The 19,551-nt window shown below is 64.3% G+C and carries 12 protein-coding genes and 4 pseudogenes; 14 read left to right on the forward strand and 2 right to left on the reverse strand.

Annotated features, from left to right (window positions below; all coding sequences use genetic code 11):
- The coding region (locus tag NW75_RS16095) for a glycoside hydrolase family 3 protein (RefSeq protein WP_443024490.1) at window positions 1-1,703 on the reverse strand (1,703 nt) is incomplete at its 3' end.
- Between the two features lie 236 nt (window positions 1,704-1,939).
- Between NW75_RS16095 and NW75_RS16100 the strand changes: the two genes are divergently transcribed.
- The 12 genes and pseudogenes from NW75_RS16100 to NW75_RS16150 all read left to right on the forward strand — a co-directional run bounded on the left by NW75_RS16100 (window position 1,940) and on the right by NW75_RS16150 (window position 15,686).
- Window positions 1,940-4,993, forward strand: coding sequence for a TonB-dependent receptor (locus tag NW75_RS16100; protein ID WP_171010542.1), 3,054 nt, complete (start codon window positions 1,940-1,942; stop codon window positions 4,991-4,993).
- Window positions 4,994-5,104: 111 nt separating this feature from the next.
- Entirely contained in the window at window positions 5,105-6,628 is a 1,524-nt protein-coding gene (locus NW75_RS16105) for a tryptophan halogenase family protein (protein WP_033966180.1), read from the forward strand.
- Window positions 6,628-7,350, forward strand: a pseudogene (locus tag NW75_RS16110) (SapC family protein). Before NW75_RS16105 ends, NW75_RS16110 begins: the two are co-directional and overlap by 1 nt.
- Window positions 7,343-8,368 (forward strand): annotated as a pseudogene (locus NW75_RS16115) (cupin-like domain-containing protein); the annotation flags it as partial. The pseudogenes NW75_RS16110 and NW75_RS16115, both read left to right, overlap by 8 nt.
- A gap of 1 nt (window position 8,369) precedes the next feature.
- A complete protein-coding gene (locus NW75_RS16120; RefSeq protein WP_033966181.1) occupies window positions 8,370-9,848 on the forward strand; it encodes a tryptophan halogenase family protein in 1,479 nt (492 codons plus the stop codon).
- A 5-nt stretch (window positions 9,849-9,853) separates the two neighbouring features.
- Entirely contained in the window at window positions 9,854-10,900 is a 1,047-nt protein-coding gene (locus tag NW75_RS16125; RefSeq protein WP_033966182.1) for a LacI family DNA-binding transcriptional regulator, read from the forward strand.
- Between the two features lie 52 nt (window positions 10,901-10,952).
- Window positions 10,953-12,167, forward strand: a complete 1,215-nt coding sequence (locus NW75_RS16130) for an MFS transporter (protein WP_052192460.1) — start codon at window positions 10,953-10,955, stop codon at window positions 12,165-12,167.
- A gap of 411 nt (window positions 12,168-12,578) precedes the next feature.
- A pseudogene (locus NW75_RS27470) lies at window positions 12,579-12,854 on the forward strand (aldo/keto reductase); the annotation flags it as partial.
- Between the two features lie 67 nt (window positions 12,855-12,921).
- Window positions 12,922-13,542, forward strand: a complete 621-nt coding sequence (locus NW75_RS27475; RefSeq protein ID WP_269430345.1) for an aldo/keto reductase — start codon at window positions 12,922-12,924, stop codon at window positions 13,540-13,542.
- Window positions 13,539-14,510, forward strand: a complete 972-nt coding sequence (locus NW75_RS16140; protein ID WP_033966183.1) for a 2-hydroxyacid dehydrogenase — start codon at window positions 13,539-13,541, stop codon at window positions 14,508-14,510. The genes NW75_RS27475 and NW75_RS16140 overlap by 4 nt, the downstream gene beginning before the upstream one ends.
- On the forward strand, window positions 14,500-15,294 hold the full coding sequence (locus NW75_RS16145; RefSeq protein ID WP_033966208.1) for a kinase: 795 nt from the start codon (window positions 14,500-14,502) through the stop codon (window positions 15,292-15,294). The genes NW75_RS16140 and NW75_RS16145 overlap by 11 nt, the downstream gene beginning before the upstream one ends.
- Before the next feature lie 46 nt (window positions 15,295-15,340).
- A pseudogene (locus NW75_RS16150) lies at window positions 15,341-15,686 on the forward strand (L-rhamnose mutarotase).
- A gap of 7 nt (window positions 15,687-15,693) precedes the next feature.
- On the opposite strand, the gene NW75_RS16155 reads toward NW75_RS16150, so the two are convergent.
- Window positions 15,694-16,410: a GntR family transcriptional regulator gene (locus NW75_RS16155; RefSeq protein WP_033966184.1), complete on the reverse strand. Its 717-nt coding sequence runs from the start codon at window positions 16,408-16,410 to the stop codon at window positions 15,694-15,696.
- 218 nt (window positions 16,411-16,628) lie between these two features.
- On the opposite strand from NW75_RS16155, the gene NW75_RS25315 reads away from it, so the two are divergent.
- Together NW75_RS25315 and NW75_RS25320 are read left to right on the forward strand one after the other, a co-directional pair.
- Complete coding sequence (locus NW75_RS25315; protein WP_197057856.1) at window positions 16,629-17,984, forward strand: TonB-dependent receptor plug domain-containing protein; 1,356 nt, start codon at window positions 16,629-16,631, stop codon at window positions 17,982-17,984.
- Entirely contained in the window at window positions 17,870-19,504 is a 1,635-nt protein-coding gene (locus NW75_RS25320; RefSeq protein WP_231565261.1) for a TonB-dependent receptor, read from the forward strand. Before NW75_RS25315 ends, NW75_RS25320 begins: the two co-directional genes overlap by 115 nt.
- Window positions 19,505-19,551: the final 47 nt, after the last annotated feature.

The raw sequence follows: 19,551 nt of genomic DNA on the forward strand, positions 1-19,551 counted from the left end.
CGGACCGGTGCGGGGCGCGGGGCCTGCGCCGCGCGCGCGGGGAAGGTGATCGGCAAGCGGCCCGACGGATTGACGCGCCCGGTCAGGATATTGGCGATCGCGGGACCGCCGCGCTGACCGGGATACCAGGCTTGCACGACCGCGGGCACGGCCGACAGCCACGGCATCAGCACCGGGCCGCCGGTCTCCATCACCGCGATCGTCTTGGGCTGCGCGGCAGCAACCGCAGCGATCAGCGCGTCCTGTTGATCGGGTAGCGACAGATCGGCCACGTCCTGTGCTTCGGTTGTCCACTGTGTCGCGAATATGATCGCCACGTCCGCAGTTCTGGCGGCGGCAGCGGCGGCGGCCGGGTCGCGGCCATCGATCCAGCTTACCTGCGCCTGCGGCATGGCGGCGCGGATCGCGAGCAGCGGCGATGACGCGTGCCAGGTAACGCGGGCGAAGGAGGATGCAGCGCCGCTCGTCAGCGGGATTTCGACCGGCGCCCCGCCGACCGAGCGGACCTGGCTCGACCCGCCGCCCGACAGCACGCCGACATCGGCGCGACCACCGATCAACACGACGCGTTTCGCGGTGCGCGTGAGCGGCAGGAGGCCCCCCTCGTTTTTGAGCAGCACGATCCCGGCTTCGGCCGCGCGCTGCGCGACCTCGGCATGGGCGTCATAGGGAATCGGCTGCGCGACTGTGGCGGGTGCGTCATAGGCACCGGTTTCGATCAACCCGGTCAGATAGCGCGTTACCATATCGTCGAGCCGCGCCATCGGCACGCGACCGGCGGCGATATCGGCCTTCAGCGCATCGGCGAAGTAGATGGCGTGATCGAGTTCCTGCCCCGATTCCTGATCGAGCCCGGCATTCGCGGCCTTGGCGGTCGAATGCACCGCACCCCAGTCGCTCATCACCCAGCCGCGATACCCCCAATCGCGTTTCAGCACGTCGGTGAGCAAATGCGCATTCTCGCACGCCCAGTCGCCATTGACCTTGTTGTAGGCGCACATCACCGAGCCGGGCTTGCCCGTCTCGATTGCGATCTGAAAAGCGAGCAGGTCGCTCATGCGAAGCGCGGCCTCGCCAATCTGCGCGTCGACGACGGCGCGGCCGGTTTCCTGCGCATTGAGCGCGTAATGCTTGATCGTCGAGACGATCTTGTTCGACTGCACACCCGCAATATGCGCGCCTGCCATCGTCCCGGCGAGCAGCGGATCCTCGCCGAGATATTCGAAGTTGCGCCCGTTCCACGGGTCGCGCGTCAAGTTGACGCCCCCGGCGAGTAATACAGTGAAGCGCTTGGCACGCGCCTCGGCACCGATCATCGCGCCGCCCGCGCGTGCGATTGCGGGGTCGAAGGTCGCGGCGGTAGCAAGGCTGGAGGGAAGCGCGGTCGCGACGTCGCCCTTGCGCTGCTCGACCTGATTGGCGACGCCGAGCGAGGCGTCGCTCTCGCGAATCAAGGGAACGCCCAAATGCGGGATTCCGTCGATATGGCCGGCCGAGGGAATCAGTTCGTTTGGCGTCTTGCCCTTCGCCATTGGCGGGAAAAGGCCGTGGACGAGCGCGATTTTTTCATCGAGTGTCATTTTGGCAACGATCGCCGCCGCCGCGCGCGGGCATCCTGCTTTGTGGCCGGCGCGCTCGCCTGGCGCGCTACAACGGGGGCTTGCGCCCCGATGCCGGAGAGCAGCGTTGCGCCCAGCAGCCAGCCATGAATCGTCTTTGCCATTTCGAAATCCTCCCAGATTTGTCTCGCGCGCGCTTTCGGTGCCGGGGCTTCCCCGGTCGGGCCGTGCCGCCGTTCCAATCCCTAGACAGCATATCCCGAGAACGTTCACAAGAACCCGTTTTCAACGCGCTGGCGACTTGACAATCGGCGCGTCGCGGAACAAGTGAACGTTCTCAAACAAGAAGGCGCAGGGGTAATGCGTCGCTATCAGGGAGGATGACGATGGGGGGCTTCAGCACCCGTTTGGCTACGCGACTGGCACTCGGCGGATCGATACTCGCGCTGGCGAGCTATCCGATGATCGCCGCAGCGCAGGACACGGCATCGACGATCCAGGACCAGCCGACCAACACCACCGCGCTCCCGGCACAGGGAACGGGGGCGTCGGATGCGGCGGACGCGGGCGGCGACATCGTCGTCACCGGCATCCGCGCCAGCCTTCGCAATTCGATCAATCTCAAGCGTGACGCGCAGGGCATCGTCGATGCGATCTCGGCCGAAGATATCGGCAAGTTTCCCGATACCAACCTCGCCGAATCGCTGCAGCGTATCACTGGCGTGTCGATCGACCGTTCGAACGGCGAAGGGCAGTTCGTCACGGTTCGCGGCTTCGGTCCCGAATATAACCTGGTGACGCTGAATGGTCGTCAGCTCGCGACCTCGACGATCGGCGACGGCAACAGCGCACCGGTGTCGCGTTCGTTCGATTTCGCCAACCTCGCCTCGGAAGGCGTTGCGGCGCTTGAAGTCTATAAGTCCGGGCGTGCCAGCGTGCCGTCGGGCGGCATTGGCTCCACCATCAACATCCGGACGCCGCGGCCGTTCGACAAGCCCGGCCTGCGCGGTTCGCTGTCGGCGCGCGGCGTGATCGACACGTCGCAAAATGGCGGCAAGGACGTGACCCCCGAAGTGTCGGGCATTTTCTCCGACACGTTCGCCGACGATCGCATCGGCGTGCTGATTCTGGGTTCGTTCCAGGAGCGGCATTTCAGCGCCAACCAAGCCAATGTCGGCTTCCGCGACGGCTATCTCGGCGCGGAAAACAACTGGGGTTCGCTCGCGCAGAAGGGCGATCCGCGCTACGCCAACATCACCAACCGGCCGGGCGCGACCGATGTCTATCAGGTGCCGCAGAATGCTGGCTATGATGTGGTCAATGGCAAGCGCCAGCGCATCAACGGGCAGGCGGTGCTGCAGTTCAAGCCGACCGATACGCTGACCGCGACGTTCGACTACACCTATTCGCGCAACACGGTCGACATTCGCGATAACAGTGTCGGCATCTGGTACAATCACAACGACACGTCGAGTGCGTGGACCAATGGTCCGGTCGCGGGACCTCTCTTCTACACCGAGCGCTTCCAGGCGGCGGAGACCAAGGATCTTGCCTATTCGGCGTCGCAGACCTCGGCGCGCAGCGAAAACAAGGCAATTGGCGGCAATCTGACGTGGAAGGGGCCGGGTGGTGTCACCATGGTACTCGACGTCAGCCACTCGACCGCAGAATCGAAGCCGAACAGTCCGTATGGCAACAGCAATTCGGTCGGTACGGCCATCTTCGGTATTCAGAGCCAGACGGTCAATTTCGAGAACAAGCTGCCGGTTATCTCGTTCAGCACGTATCCCGGCATCGATCCGCTCAACGCCGCGAACATTGTCCCGACCGGCAATGCGTTCCGCAATTCCTATTTCCGCGACGAGATCAACCAGGTCCAGTTGAAGGGCCATTACGACCATCACGATGGCTTCCTCGACAGCCTCGACTGGGGCGTGCAGTACACCGACAACAAGGTGCGGTCGGCCTATAGCGTGCTGCAGAACGATACCTGGGGCGGGACCGGCGGCGACAGTGCGGCGCAGCGTGCCGCAGCCGCGGCGCTTCTCCCCGACAGTCTGTTCAATCTGGTCAGCATTCCCGATAAATTCTCGGGAATCAGCGGTGCGAACAACGTCAACATCGTCAAGTCCTTCTACTCGTTCGACTTGGCGAGCGTCGTCAACCTGCTCGATCAGGCCTATAAGATCTGCGGCGGGAGCGGCCAGTGCCTGATCCCGTACACCACCGACTCGCGCGTCCGCGAAAAGACGATTGCGCCGTATTTCCAGGTCAACGGTAAGTTCAACGTGTTCTCGGTGCCGGGTCATATCATTGGCGGTCTGCGCTACGAGACGACCGACGTCAGCGCCTCGGCGCTGGTGCCGACCCCGTCGGGCGCACGGCAGAATTCGCAGAACGAATTCAATATCCTGTTCAACGGGAGCGGCTTCACGTCGTTCAAGGGCAGCTATCAGAACTGGCTGCCATCGGTCGACTTCGACATCGAACCGACCAACACCGTCAAACTGCGCGCATCGTACAGCCATACAATCACACGTGCGGATTATGGCAGCCTGCAAGGCGGCCGACGGCTCGACACGCTGTTCCGCGTCGGTGGCGGCACGGGTTCGGTGGGCAACCCAAATCTCATTCCCTATAAATCGAAGAATATCGATCTGTCAGCGGAGTGGTATTACAATAGAGAGAGCTACATCTCGGTTGGGTTTTTCCACAAAAATGTGGCGAATTACATCAGCAGCACCGTGGTCAACCAGACGATCCCCGGGATCACCTCGCCAACGACGACCTTCAACGGTGTAACGCAGAACGGCCCGCGTTATCAGGCGGCGCTCAATGCGTTGGGGGCAAATGCGACCTTCGGCCAGATCCGCGATTATATCGCGGCCAATTATCCGGGTGGTGTGGTCAACGGCACGATCGTGGCGCAGCCCAACGATCCGCTGGTGAATTTCGTTATTCAGACGCCGTATAACAGCGATCAGAAGGCCAATATCGACGGATTCGAGTTCGCGATCCAGCACGCGTTCTGGAACACCGGGTTCGGCACGATCCTCAACTACACGATCGTCAGAGGCAACCACAATTACGATAACACGCTGCCGGCCAGTGTGTCGCAATTTGCGGTGACGGGCTTGTCCGACAGCGCCAACGCGGTGCTGTTCTATGACAAGAACGGCCTGCAGGCGCGCGCTGCCTATAACTGGCGCAAGGGGTATCTGTCGGGCGCGGGCGTCAACCCGTACTATATCGACACCTATGGCCAGCTCGACGTCAGCGCGAGCTATGCGATCACGAAGAACATCTCGGTCTTCTTCGAGGGGATCAACGTGAACAGCGAGAATCGCAGCGGGCATCTGCGCTCGGACCGCAACATCGCGTTCGTGACGAAGCAGGGGCCGCGCTATTCGGGCGGTGCGCGGATCACCTTCTAGCAATGCGGGCGACGCCACCCTCGCGACGCGAGGGTGGCGTTCTTCGGGTCCGCAGGGCATAACCGGGGTCGAACGGGGCCTGAATACGGACCACACAACAGGACGGGCCAATTGCATACGGCCATTTCTAGAGTCGTTATCGTCGGCGGCGGCACCGCGGGCTGGCTTGCCGCTTGCCGTATTGCCGCAGCGGCAAGCCCGATCGCAGAGCATCCCATCACAGTCACGCTCGTCGAATCTCCCGACGTTCCGACGATCGGGGTGGGCGAGGGGACGTGGCCGACACTGCGCGCGACGCTGGAGCGGATCGGCATTGGCGAGGCCGAATTCCTGCTCGCCTGCGATGCGTCGTTCAAACACGGATCGCGTTTCCGGGGCTGGGCGAGCGGTGCGCCCGACGACGTCTATTTTCACCCCTTCACGCCGCCCGCCGAGGCGGATGCGCGCGCACTCGTCGCCGCATGGCAGACCGAGGCCGCGGGCGAGCCGTTCGCCGATGTCGTCACACCGCAACCGCGCGTGGCGCAGCAGCATCTGGCACCCCGCCAGCGGACGATGCCCGATTTCGCAGGCGCGCTGAACTATGGCTACCATCTCGATGCGGGCAAGCTCGCGGCGCTGCTGATGCGGCACGCGACCGAGCGGCTCGGTGTCCGGCACCTGCGCGACCATGTGACCCGGGTCGAGCGGGCCGAGCAGGGCGACGTAGTCGCGGTGTACACGCGCGCGCAGGGCGCGATCGAAGGCGATCTGTTCCTCGATTGCACCGGCCACGCCGCGCTGCTGATGGGGGATGTCCCGTTCATCGACCGTGGCGACGTGCTGTTCAACGACCGGGCGCTGGCGGTACAGGTGCCGGTCGCCGCCGACAGCCCGATCAAGGCACAGACCGATGCGACCGCGCATGCTGCGGGATGGATCTGGGACATCGGCCTGCCGACCCGACGCGGCGTCGGCTGCGTCTATTCGTCGGCGCACATGAGCGACGACGCGGCATTGGCGACGCTGGCGGCGTATCTCGGCACCGATGCGCCGATCACGCCGCGTCGGCTGACCTTCCGGTCGGGGCACCGCGCACACTTCTGGGTCGGCAACTGCCTCGCGATCGGTTTGTCGGCGGGGTTTCTCGAGCCGCTGGAAGCATCGGCGATCGTGACGGTCGAGCTGTCGCTCGACGCGCTGCTTGACGACTGGCCGACGCCAGCGACGATGCCGCTGGTGGCCGCGCGCTTCAACACGCTGTTCCGCTATCGCTGGGACCGGATCGTCGAATTCCTGAAACTGCATTATGTGCTGAGCCGACGCGACGGACGCTATTGGCGCGATCACCGCGACCCGGCATCGATCCCGCCGCGGCTCGCAGAATTGCTGGCGCTGTGGCAGCATCGACCGCCACTGCGCGCCGACCTGCCGATGGTCGATGAGCTGTTCCCTGCTGCCAGCTATCAATATATCCTCTACGGCATGGGCGCGCGCGTGCCGGAGCCCGGCCCGCTCCAAATGGGCAAGCCACCATCGCTGGCACCGATCGCGCAGCGTGCGCGGAGCATGGTCGCCACGCTGCCCCCGATCCGCGCCTATCTCGATGCCTGCCGGGCGGCGTATCAACCAAACGTTATGGAGCAGATTTCCTGATGGCCAACCACGTCCTGCTCAACAGCGAGGATCACCGCACGCTGCGCATTACGTCCGCGCACGGTGCGGACCTTGGCGACGCGGTGATGTCGTCCCTTGTCGTGCCGAGCGAGTTTCGCCGCGTGCAGAACGACTATCCGATCCTGTTCCGCCTTACCCCCCAGCGCGACCGGTTTCAGGCGCTGGCGATGTTCGGGTTCGAGCCCGGCGAGAATCTGTTCCTCGACGGGGGGGCAATGGGATGCACGGTATCGTCCGCTCGCACTGCAGATCCAGCCTTTCCTGATCGGCCACCCGGCGACGCCAGGCGGCGACAAGCAGATCCACCTCGACCTTGACAATCCGCGCGTCGCGACCGGCGGCGAGGGCGTGCGGGTGTTCGACGACCTTGGCCGTCCGACGCCGTATCTCGAAACAATCGCCGAACAGCTCGGTGAGCTCGATGCGGGCTGGCAGGCGAGCGAAGGATTCTTCGCCGCGCTGACGCGCCACGAACTGATCGAGCCGCTGACGCTCGAGATCACGCTCGACGATGGCACGACCAACCGGCTGGTCGGCTATCACGGCATCGCGAGGAGCGCTTGCAGCAGCTCGACGCCGCCACGCTTGGCGAGCTGCACGCCGAAGGGCACTTGATGCCCGTGTTCATGGCGCTCGCCTCGCTCGCCAACGTCGCCGAACTGATCGATCGCAAGAGCCGACGGAACGCGGCGCGTGGCTGAAGCCGAGTCCGGCATTTTCAAGGATCTGGCGGAAGTGGCCGAGGTCCGGATCGCCGATGCGGTCGAGCTCGACGCGCGGTTGCGGTCCGCCGACGCGCCGTTCGTCGTGCGCGGGTTGGTCCGGGATTGGCCGCTGGTCGCTGCGGGCCGCCGCTCGTCGCGCGATGCGCGGGCCTATTTGCTGCAGCACCACCGCGACACGGCGTTCACGGTTACGGTGGGCGAGCAGGGCGGCGACGGCCGGCTGTTCTACGACGCCGCCATGGCGATGAACTTCCGCACGCTGCGCGCGAAGCTACCCGATATTTTCCAGCGGATGGATTCGGTCGAAGGGCAAGCGGGAGCCCCGCCGGTCTATCTCGGCTCGATCGACATGCACCAGTTCTTCACCGGCTTGCATGAGGCCAATCATGTCGATCTGGCCGATCGAACGTGTCTGGCGAGCATCTGGATCGGGTCGAAGACGCGGATCGCCGCGCATAACGATTTGCCCCACAATCTCGCCTGCGTTGCTGTGGGGCGGCGGCGCTTCACGCTGTTTCCGCGCGAACAGTTCCGCAACCTCCATCTGGGGCCGATCGACAACACACCGGCTGGTCGTGCAATCAGCATGGTCGATTTCCACGCGCCGGACCTGCAGCGGCATCCGCGCTTTCCCGAAGCGCTGGCGCACGCCCAGGTGGCCGAGCTCGACGCCGGTGACGCGCTGTATATTCCGGCGATGTGGTGGCATCATGTCGAGGGGCTCGCCGATTTCAACGTGCTGGTGAACTATTGGTGGCGCGAAACGCCGCGCTGGCTGGGCTCGCCGCAGGATGCGCTGAACCACGCCTTGCTCGCGATCCGCGATTTGCCCGCCGATCAAAAACAGCATTGGCGCGACCTGTTCGATTATTATGTCTTCAACAATGGCGATGACGTGACCGCGCATATCCCCGAGCACGGCCGCAGCGTGCTCGCCCCGCTCACCCCCGAAAGCGCCGATCGCATCCGCGCTTTCCTGCTCAGGAACCTCAGCCATGATGTCCAGCCCACGCCGCATCGTTATTGCCGGGGGCGGCACAGCGGGCTGGATGGCGGCGGCCGCGATCGCGCGGACGATGGGCCGCACCGCCGAGGTGACGCTGGTGGAATCCGACGCGATCGGGACGATCGGAGTGGGGGAATCGACGATCCCGCCGCTCGTCACCTACAACCGGCTGCTCGGCATCGGCGAGGCCGATTTCATGCGCGCGACACAGGCGACCTTCAAGCTCGGCATCCTGTTCGATGGCTGGAAGGACGGTAGCGATCGCTATTTCCACTCGTTCGGGATTACCGGGCAGGACCATTGGTCGGCGGGCTTCCAGCATTTCTGGCTGAACGGTCGCGAGCGCGGTCACGACGCGGCGTATGACGCCTATTGCCTAGAGCTCGTCGCGGCGCTGGAGGGCAAGTTCGCGCATCTTCCCGACGAGCGGATGAATTATGCCTATCAGCTCGATTCGTCGCTCTACGCGCAATTCTTGCGGCGAATGGCGGAAGCCGACGGCACGCGCCGGATCGAAGGCCGCATCGCGCACGTCGCGCTCGATGGCGAGAGCGGAGACGTTGCGGGGCTCCACCTCGAATCCGGCGCGGTGGTCGAGGGCGACCTGTTCCTCGACTGTACCGGCTTTCGCGCGCTGCTGATCGAACAGGCGTTACATGCCGGGTATGACGACTGGACCCATTGGCTGCCGTGCGATTCCGCCATCGCGGTGCAGACCGAAAACGTCCGCCCGCCCGTGCCCTATACGCGCGCGATGGCGCATGATGCCGGGTGGCAGTGGCGTATCCCGTTGCAGCATCGCACCGGCAACGGCATCGTTTATTGCAGCCGCTATCTGGAGCGCGACGCCGCGCTCGAGCGGCTGCTCGGCAATATCGAGGGGACGGTGCTGACCGAGCCGAACCACATCCGCTTCGTCACAGGGGCGAGGCGGCGGCAATGGCATCGCAATGTCGTCGCGATCGGGCTGTCGGGCGGGTTCATGGAACCGCTCGAATCGACCAGCATCCATCTCATCCAGCGCGCGATCCTGCGGCTGATCCGGATGATGCCGGCGGGCGCGATCTCGCCGCGCGACATCGCCGAGTTCAACGACCAGCAATTTGCCGACATGGAGCAGATCCGCGACTTTCTGATCCTCCACTATAAGGCGACCAACCGGCGCGATTCGGCGTTCTGGCGGCAATGTGCGGGGATGGCGATTCCTGACAGTCTGGCGCAAAAGATTGCCTTGTTCCGCGAGACCGGTCGCGTGTTCCGCCGCAACGAGGAGTTGTTCGCCGAAAATAGCTGGGTGCAGGTGATGATGGGGCAGGGCATCGAGCCCGCCGCCTATCACCCGATCGCGGCCAAGCTGCGCGATGAGGAGCTGGCGAAGTTCCTGGCGACGCTGCGCGACAATGTCGTGCGTACCGTCGCCGGGTTGCCGGCGCATGCCGACTATGTCGCGCAATATTGCGGCGGCTGAAGACAATGGCGCGCAGGCGGCAGGCCGTCACGATCAAGCATGTCGCGGCGGATACGGGCGTGTCGTTGCAAACCGTCAGCCGTGTGATCAACAAGGAGCCGGGCGTCCGGCCCGAGACCGCTGCACGCGTGCAGGAGGCGATCGATCGGCTGGGCTATGTGCCGTCGATCGCGGCGCAGCGGATGGGCGGCTCGCGCTCCTATCTGATCGTCGCGCTCAACGATCGCGAACGCACGATCGCCGACTGGCGTGCGCGGCAGGGCACCGACTGGGTCGACCAGATGCTGCTCGGCGGGATGCTGACCTGCGCGACCTATGGCTATCGCATGATCGTCGAGCTGGTCGACACGCATAGCGACCATATCGAGCGCGAGCTGATGGCCGCGATCGCGGCGCTCCAGCCCGATGGCGTTATCCTGACGCCGCCGCATTCGGAGAACCCGCTGATCGCGGACTTGCTGGAGGCCCAGCGGATCAGTTTCGCGCGGATCGGCTCGCGGCGGGCAGGCGCGGGCTTTGCGCTGACGATGGACGATGAGCGCGCGGCGCGGATCGCGACCGAGCATCTCATCGCGCTCGGGCATACACGGATCGGCTTCATCGCGGGGCCTCCCGATTATGAGCTCAGCGCGTGGCGCACCGATGGCTGGCGTGCAGCAATGGCGGCGGCAGGGCTGGCGGACGATTTGCTGACGCGCGGCGATTTTGGATACGCGTCGGGGCGGGAGGCCGCGATCGCTTTGCTCGATGCGGCCGACCCGGCGACCGCGATCATCGCCAGCAACGATCAGATGGCGCTCGCGACGCTTGAGACGTGCCGGGAGCGCAGGATCGCGGTACCCCGCGACCTGTCGCTGATCAGCTTCGACAACACCCCGATCGTCCGCTTCACGCATCCGCCGCTGACCGCAGTGGACCAGCCGATCGCCGATCTGGCGGCCCGCGCGGTCGAGCTCATCATTGCCGAACTCGCAGGGCGTGATTCACCGGGGCAGCCGATCATTGTCCCGGCGAAGCTAGAGCTGCGCCAATCGACCGCACGACGCCGATAACCCTTTGCAATCCCCTGGCTGTGGCGATGCCGATGTCCTAAGCAGGCGTCACATGACCGCGCATTCCGACCGCTTCTTCGCTGTCCGCAAGGCGAAGCGATCGCCCGCACTGATTCCGGTGCTTGGTGCGCTTGGATACGCCGGATGCGTCGTTGCGTATCTGCCGTTGTTAACTTTGCTGTTGCCACTGCGGATCGAGTTGATTGCCGGGGAAGCGCGGTTCGGTGTGCTCGCGACGGCGATGATCGCAGGTGCCGCGATGGCCAGCATTGCGGGTATCCTATTCGGATGGCTTAGCGACCGTTCGCTCGAGCGCGGCACGGGACGGCGATACTGGATCGCCGCAGGCCTTGTCGCGACGATCGCGTCGTACGCGGGCATTGCCAGCGCACGGACGCCCGCGATGCTCGTCCTATCGGTGATGGCGTTTCAGGTCGCGCTCAACATCGCCCTGGCCCCGCTTATGGCGCTGCTCGCTGAGGAAAGCCCGGATCGACAGAATGGCCTGATGAGCGGCCTGCTCGCCGGGGCTCAGCCGCTTGGTGCGGCGATCGGGCCGCTATTGGTGAAATGGGGGCCCCCGACGTTGGGCCTGCGCCTAGCCGTGATCTCGGTCGTTGTCGTCATTTCCCTCGGGCCATTGCTGGCGACATCGCCCAAGCCGACGTTGCCGGTGGCGGATCGCACGGTTGCGGTATCGTCACCCGACCTCGTCATTGCGTGGATATCGCGCCTGATCGTCCAGATTCCCGGTAACGTGGTGTCCGCATATTTCCTGTTCTTCATGGAGCGGTTCGCGACACCCGCCGCACGCGGCGGTGTGTCGGCACAGGTGGGGGCGTTGATCTTTTTGGCGAACATCGTGCCATTGCCCTTCGCCGTTATGTTGGGCCGTTGGTCAGACAGGTTGGAGCGGCGCAAGCCGTTTATGATGATTGCCGTTATTCTCGATGCGGCCGGTCTCGTCATGATGGCCTGCGCGACCAACTGGACTTCGGCCGCGATAGGCCTTTGCATTTATTCGATCGGCTGGACTGTCTTCCTCACCTTGCAAATCGGTTTCGTCATGCAATTGCTTCCCAACCCGCGTCGGCGTGGGCGCGATCTCGGGCTGATCAATTTGGCGAATACCGCACCCGTGCTCATTGGCCCGGCATTGGCGTGGTGGCTCGCGACACCCCAGAATTTCAGCACGCTGTTTTTGACCCTGGCTATTCTGTCATTTGTTGGTGGGGCGACCATGCTTGGAGTAACCGGGCGGAAATAGTCCGTTTCGCGGGATGCCGCGCGTTTCCGGACCGGCGGCATGTTTTGCTTTTGCCAGCGGGGCCGGAGCGGCACCCGCAGTCGGTGTTTATCGACGAAGCCGGGGCGAAAGGCCTGCCGTACGAGCGCGATCGGCATCCTCTTTACTCTCCTCATTGCAGTCTTTCGCACTGTCGCAAGCGGGTCGGGGGAGGTCGCCCGCGCGTCGTCGGCTAACCGGCGCGGGGACGGATTTCGCTATACTCATCCTCATCCGTAACCAATCCTTGCGCCGTTCTGCATTTTGAAGCATAGCACAGGACAGTTCTGGAATATCACATTGGCGAATTGATGTTTGATTGTCGATCTCCGCGGGACGCCGGCGATAAGGTCGTGGGTTTGGGGTTCGGGTGCGCCGCGCTCGGCAATCTGTATGCGCCGATCAGCGACCAAGACGCGCGAGCGGCGATCGACGCGGCGCGCAGCGCCGGGATCGCGTTTTTTCGACACCGCGCCCTTTTACGGTTTCGGTCTGAGCGAACGGCGCCTGGGCGACGCGCTCCGCGGGGACAGCGGCCTGGTCGTGTCCAGCAAGGTCGGCCGTCTGCTGGTTCCGGATGAAGCGCAAACGGTCGAGCAGTCGCGCGACGGTTTCCTTTCGCCGCTGCCGTTTCGCGTCGCCTATGACTATAGCTATGATGGCATCCTGAGGTCGCATGAAGCGAGCTTGCAGCGCCTCGGTCTTGCCCGGATCAATATCCTGCTGGTCCATGACATTGGCCGCGCGAACCATGGCGACGACAATGCACGCTATTGGCAGCAACTCACGCACGGCGGGGGGTTTTCGCGCGCTGGAGGAACTGCGCGCGAGCAAGGCGATCGACGGCTTCGGGCTGGGCGTCAACGAGACTGCGATCTGCCTGCAGGCGATGCGCGAGACGCGGCTCGATATGGTATTGCTTGCGGGGCGCTACACGTTGCTCGAACAGGATGCGCTCAATGCGTTCCTGCCGACGTGCGTCGCGCAGAACGTCTCGGTGGTGATCGGCGGCCCCTATAATAGCGGTATCCTCGCCACGGGAACGCGGAGCGGTGCGCCGATGCATTACGACTATGCCATCGCGCCACCCGCAATCGTCGAGCGAGTCCGCCGGATCGAGCGGATCGCCGATGCGCATGCGGTCCCGCTCGCCGCGGCGGCCTTGCGCTTTCCGATCGCGCATCCTGCGGTGGCGCGCGTGCTACCGGGACTGGCCAGTGCCGCGCAGGTCGAGCGCACGCTGGAGGTCTACAACACTAAGATCCCCGACGATTTCTGGCGCGATTTGCGGCAGGCGGGCCTTATCCGCGCAGATGCACCGGTGCCATCGCCAGCCATGGCGGGGACGGAGCTGTGACCGCACGCCATCGTGTTCGCGTCACCCGCCGTTTGCCCGAGGCAGTCGAGGCGCGGCTCGCGGTGCAGTATGACGTCGTATTAAACCAACCGGACATCGCGCTGAGCGCGACCGAATTGCGCGGCGCGATGCGCGAATTCGACGCAATTTTGCCGACGATCACCGACCGGATCGATGCCGATGTGTTGGCGACCTCGGGCCGCCGCGCCGCGTTGATCGCCAATTATGGTGCTGGCGTCGACCATATCGATCTTGCCGCTGCGCGCGCGGCCGGGATCGCGGTGAGCAACACGCCCGGCGCGCTGACCGAAGCCACGGCTGAACTGGCGATCCTGTTGATGCTGATGGCCGCGCGGCGCGCCGGTGAAGGTGAACGCGAGCTGCGCGCGGGGGAATGGACCGGCTGGCGGCCGACGCATCTCGTCGGCCAGTCGCTCGATGGCTGTACGCTCGGGCTGATCGGCTTTGGCCGGATCGCGCAAGGCACCGCGGCGCGTGCTCGCGGGCTCGGCATGCGCATCCTCTATTTCTCGCGCAGCCCCGCCGCGACCGAGATCGAGGCGGCGCTGGGGGCGAGCCGAGTCGATACCGCCGAAGCATTGATGGCGGAGGCGGACGTCGTATCGCTCCACATCCCGGGCGGCCGGGCGACTCATCATTTTGTCGATGCGGTCTTACTGGCCAAGGCGAAGCCGGGCGCGATCCTCGTCAACACCGCGCGTGGCTCGGTGGTCGACGAGGCGGCTTTGGTGGCGGCTCTGGCGGAAGGGCGGATCGCGGCGGCCGGGCTCGACGTCTATGAGAACGAGCCGACTGTCAGCGCGGCGCTGCTGGCCAGCCCGCGCACCGTGCTGTTGCCGCACCTCGGCAGCGCAACGAAGGGCGCGCGCGAAGCGATGGGAATGCAGGCGGTCGACAATCTCGACGCCTTTTTTGCGGGCCGTGCCCTGCCCGACCGTGTCGCCTGAGGCGATCCTCGCCGACGCGATCGAACGCGCGCTTGTGCATCCGCGCCGGGTCCCGCTCGTGCTCGGCCTGTGTGGGGCTCAAGGGAGTGGGAAGTCGACCGTCGCCGCGGCGCTCGCCGCGCGCTTTCCGCATTCGGTGGTGCTGTCGCTCGACGATCTTTATCATATGCGGCGCGAGCGCGCACGGCTCGCTGCGGCGGTCCACCCGCTATTCGCAACGCGCGGCGTTCCGGGAACGCACGATATCGCGCTTGGGCTGGATACGTTTGCAGCGCTCGACGCGCGACAGGCGGCACCGCTACCGCGCTTTGACAAGGCGAGTGACGATCGTGTCGAGGCAGCGCTTTGGACGAGTGCACCCGTGCCCGCGCAATTGGTGATCTTCGAAGGCTGGTGCGTCGGTGCCCGGCCGCAGGACGCGGTGGCGCTGCTGGATCCGGTCAACGTGCTGGAGCGCGAGCGCGACCCGCATGGGGTGTGGCGGCGCTACGCCAATGCCGCGCTTGCGGGCGCGTATCAGCGGCTGTTCGCGCGGATCGACATGCTTGCACTGTTGCGCGCGCCGAGCTGGGGGCGGGTGCTGGACTGGCGGCTGGAGCAGGAACGGGCGCTGCGCCAGTCGGGTGCGCGCGGCGACGGGGTGATGGCCGACGCCGAGGTGCGGGTGTTCGTCAGCCATTACGAACGGCTGACGCGGCACGTCCTCGACACCATGCCTGCCTATGCCGATCTGGTGTTGCAGCTCGACGACGACCGAAACTGCGTCGCCGTACATCGGCGCTGACGGTTGCACCCAACTGACGCTACTCTACCCGATCCGGAGGATATCGATGCGCCACGTGCTTCTGCTCGATCTGCAGGATGATGCCGAGCTGATCGCTGCATACCGCCACTGGCACCGTCCCGGACGGCCGCCCGCCGCCGTGACGCGCGCGATCCGGGCGGGCGGTGTGGCCGCACTCGACATCTGGCATGTCGGGGACCGGCTGGTGATGGTGATGGAGACCACGCCCGATTTCGACCCCGTCGCCAACGCCGCGCGCGAGGCGGCCGATCCCGCGGTCGGGGCGTGGGATGTGTTGATGGACCGCTTCCAGCGCCGCTTGCCGTTTGCGGCGGATGGGGGAAAAATGGGTCGCGGCGGAGCGTATTTACAGCCTGGACGAGCAGCCGTAGCGGCGCGCTATTGCATCCCCAGGAGGCGCTGCAGCGCGAGCTGAAAATGCGTCACCAGCGCGGCCTCGGCGGCGTCCGCATCGCGCGCGACACACGCGGTCAGAATGTCGAGATGCTCTCGCAGGGTGCGGATCGCCAGCGGGCGGGTGGTCAGCCAATCGAGCCGTACCAGCGTCACGTAATTCTTAAGGCGGCGCGCAGTCACTTCGATCAACTGGTTGCGCAGCGCCGATATCAACGCGCCGTGCAATTGCTCTTCGAGACGGTCGAGCATGGCTTCATCGTCCGGCTCCCAAGAGCCCTCCTCCAGCCGGGCGAGCAGCGCGCTATGACCGTCGACCATCGCCTGGATTTCGCCGGCATCGCCGCTTTCCGCCAGCGCACGGGCACCCGCACGCTCGATCAACGAGCGAAACTGATATGTCGACCGGGAGAGCTCGAGGTCGGAGCGGATGAAACGGATACACGACCGGGCGTGAATCGTGACCAGTCCTTCGGTTTCCAGTCGGCGCAGCGCGTCGCGCAGTGGCTGCATCGTCATGCCGAACAGCCGCACCAGATCGGCCTGCGACAATTCCGCACCGAGCGGGATCGTGCGGTCGAACAGCCCCTTCAAGATTGCGTCATACGCTTTGTCTGACAGGCTGGGTTCGTTATCGCCCAACAGGTCGAGCTCGATCGCCTTGGCTGGCTCGGTTTTCGATTTTCCGGCTACGGCCCGCATCCGATTCAGTTTCCACAAAATTGGCCGGTCCGCCAATGCGGCGGCACGCTCATCTCCCCCACCGTAAGCGCGCCCTGGCGAAAACGCTAGCAGGAGTGCCGCGCCAGCCTCGCGAGCACGGGAGCCATCATCAGCAATGAAATTCTAATTACCGTGTTTGACATATCTAAAAGGCCTGATACTGATATCTCAAATCAAAAAACGAAGAGGAGGGGATTATGGGGAAACTGGCACGGTTGTACGGTGGCGTCGCAATCACGGCGACCGCCTTGGCGCTTGCATCGGCAGCACAGGCGCAATCTCAGGCGCAGGGCGGCAGCGGCAGCGCGTCCATGGGGGACACGAATGCGCCACGGCAAAATCTCGGCACGCCTGACGCCGGTCCGGACGGTGTCGCGCAGGATATCGTGGTGACGGGCATCCGCGCGAGCCAGCGGCAATCCATCGACATCAAACGCAACGCGATTAACTCGGTCGACGCGATCGCCAGCGAGGATTTGGGCAAATTACCCGACCAGAATGTCGCCGAATCGCTGCAGCGCGTGCCGGGCATCACGATCGATCGCAATCGCGGCGTCGGCAACGGCGTGACGGTTCGTGGGCTTGGCCCGCAGTTCAATACCGTGACGGTCAACAATCGTGTGATCGCGACCGATGGCGCTGGACGCGAATTCAACTTCGATATCTTGCCATCCGAGCTGATTTCGGGGGCGAACGTCTTCAAGAGCCCGCAGGCCAACATCAATGGCGCGAGCATCGGCGCGACGATCGATATCCATACGCTGCGCCCGCTTGAACAGCGCACCGGCCTCTATGGCGGTGGCTCGCTACGTGCGAACATCGATGAGCTGGGCAGCAAGACCACCCCGTCGGGCGCAGCCTATGTCACCTGGAAAAATCCCTCGGGGACCTTGGGTGTGTCGCTCGTCGGCTCGTATGACGAGCGCAACGAACGGACCGACAACTTCTTCGTGGGTGCAAGTTCCTATCCGCGCAGCTTCGACGACGGCTATTACGGCCAGGTGAGCAGCGGTGCAGGCGGATTGTGCGTCGGAGCGTCGGGTGCCGGTGGCTGCACGCCGCGGATCGACACCAGCAAGGTGGGGCTGTTCCGCAACGTCGACATGTACCACAATTTCATCAACCAGGTGGAATTCTCGAACCGCAAGCGGATCGGGCTGGACGGGACGGTCCAGTTCAAACCAACCAACAATCTGCTCTTCACGCTCGACGGGCTCTACTCCCACGACGACGAACATTATCACAGCTCCGGCATCGCACCCGATTTCAGCGGGGGGACGCTCGTGCGGCAGGTGGTGTCGGGCGGCACCGACACCACGGAGATCGTCGGCGGGCAGAGCCGCACCGTCCATGTCGGTGGCACCGCGACATCGGAGAGCTTTCACGACGCACGGTCGACGTCGTCGTCGAGGACCGGCCAGCCAAATCGACCACCTATCTGTTCGGCTTCAATGCGAGATGGGACAGCGGCCCGTTCAGCGTCGCGCTCGATCTCGATACCACCAAGGCCAAATATGACAATGCGCAGGCGCTGTTCACAACATCGCGGCTGAAGCATCTCGATTACACATATGACCGCAACACGGGGTCGCCGCTGGCGAGTTTCACGGTCAGCAGCCCGACATATCCGGATGCGGCGACCGACGTGAACCATCGCCTCGCACATTATATGCAGTCGGAGGGCCAGATCCTCGAAGACACGATCAACGAGGCGCATCTCGACGGGGCCTATAATGGTGCCCAGGTTACCGTTTACGGCGGCGTGGGCTATTCGGCCCGCACCAAGACGACCACCGGGTTCACCGAACCCAACGCGTGTGCCTATTGCGGCAGCGACGTGTTGGTGCCGTCGAGCGTGTTCAGCCCGACATCCTACAATTTCTTCGGCGGGGCCGCAGGCGGCAACACCGCAAATTGGGTCGACTATAACGCCCAAAATCTCTTCCAGACGATGATCGGCCTGAACAGCACCGCCGACCCGGCATTGCACAGCGGTAATCTTCTGCCGATCGTTCGGGACCCGGCCGCCAGCTCCTCGGTCAAGGAGAAGGTGGCGCTCGGTTATTTGATGTTCGAGTTCAAGGGCAATCTCGGCACGCTGCCATTCGCGGTCAACACCGGCGTGCGAATCGAAGATACCGACTTCACCTCAAATGGTGCCGGCCAGACCGTGCTGAGCGCAAAACCCAACGGCACGGGCCAGAACGTCATCGTGCTGTCCGGGCTGACCCCGCTCAGCTTCAAGGGGCATTATACCGACATTCTTCCGTCGCTGAACGCGCGGCTCACCATCACGCCGAAGCTGGTCTTCCGGACGGCGGCCTCACGCGTCATCTCGCGGCCGACGCTGACCGATCTTTCGCCGGCGCAGACGATCACCAGCAATCCGGGCAACGAGCGCATCACGCACGGCAACCCCAATTTGCAGCCGTTCCGCGCCTCGCAGGCGGAAGCCGGGCTCGAATGGTATTATGATCGCGATTCACTGCTGTCGGCGACCTTCTTCTACAAATCGATCGACTCGTTCATCACACGCGGGGTCACTCCCCAACAGGTTGATCAGGTAACCTTCATCGTCGATCAGCCGATCAACGGCAAAGGTGCGACGGTAAAGGGGGTCGAAGTCAGTTATCGCACGCTGTTCAAGTTCCTGCCGGGCCTGTTGAGCGGTTTCGGCACCCAACTCAGCTATACCTATACCGACAGCAACGCGAACTATACCAACGCGGCAAAGGCCTCGACCTCCTATTCGTTGGAGGGCTTGTCAAAGAATTCGTACGCCGCAGTGCTCTTTTATGAAAAGGGCCCGGTGCAGGCGCGGGCCTCCTATACCAGGCGCGACGGCTACCTCTTCGCGCCGCAGACGCAGACCGGCATTCCCGAGTTCGTCGACAGTTATGATCAGCTCGATGCAGGGCTGCAATTGTCGGTGACGAAGAATGTCATCCTGACCGCCGATGCCACCAACCTGACGGATTCGAGGGAATTTCACTACGCCAACGTAGTCGCGGATGCGCAGGAATATCGACGGGTCGGGCGGCGCTACACCGCCGGCGTGCGCGTGCGTTTTTAGGCGAGGCACCGGGGCGGTTGCGCTTGCCTCCGCCCCGGTAATAACTC

This window comes from Sphingomonas sp. Ant H11, from assembly GCF_000797515.1.
Taxonomy (GTDB): Bacteria; Pseudomonadota; Alphaproteobacteria; order Sphingomonadales; family Sphingomonadaceae; genus Sphingomonas.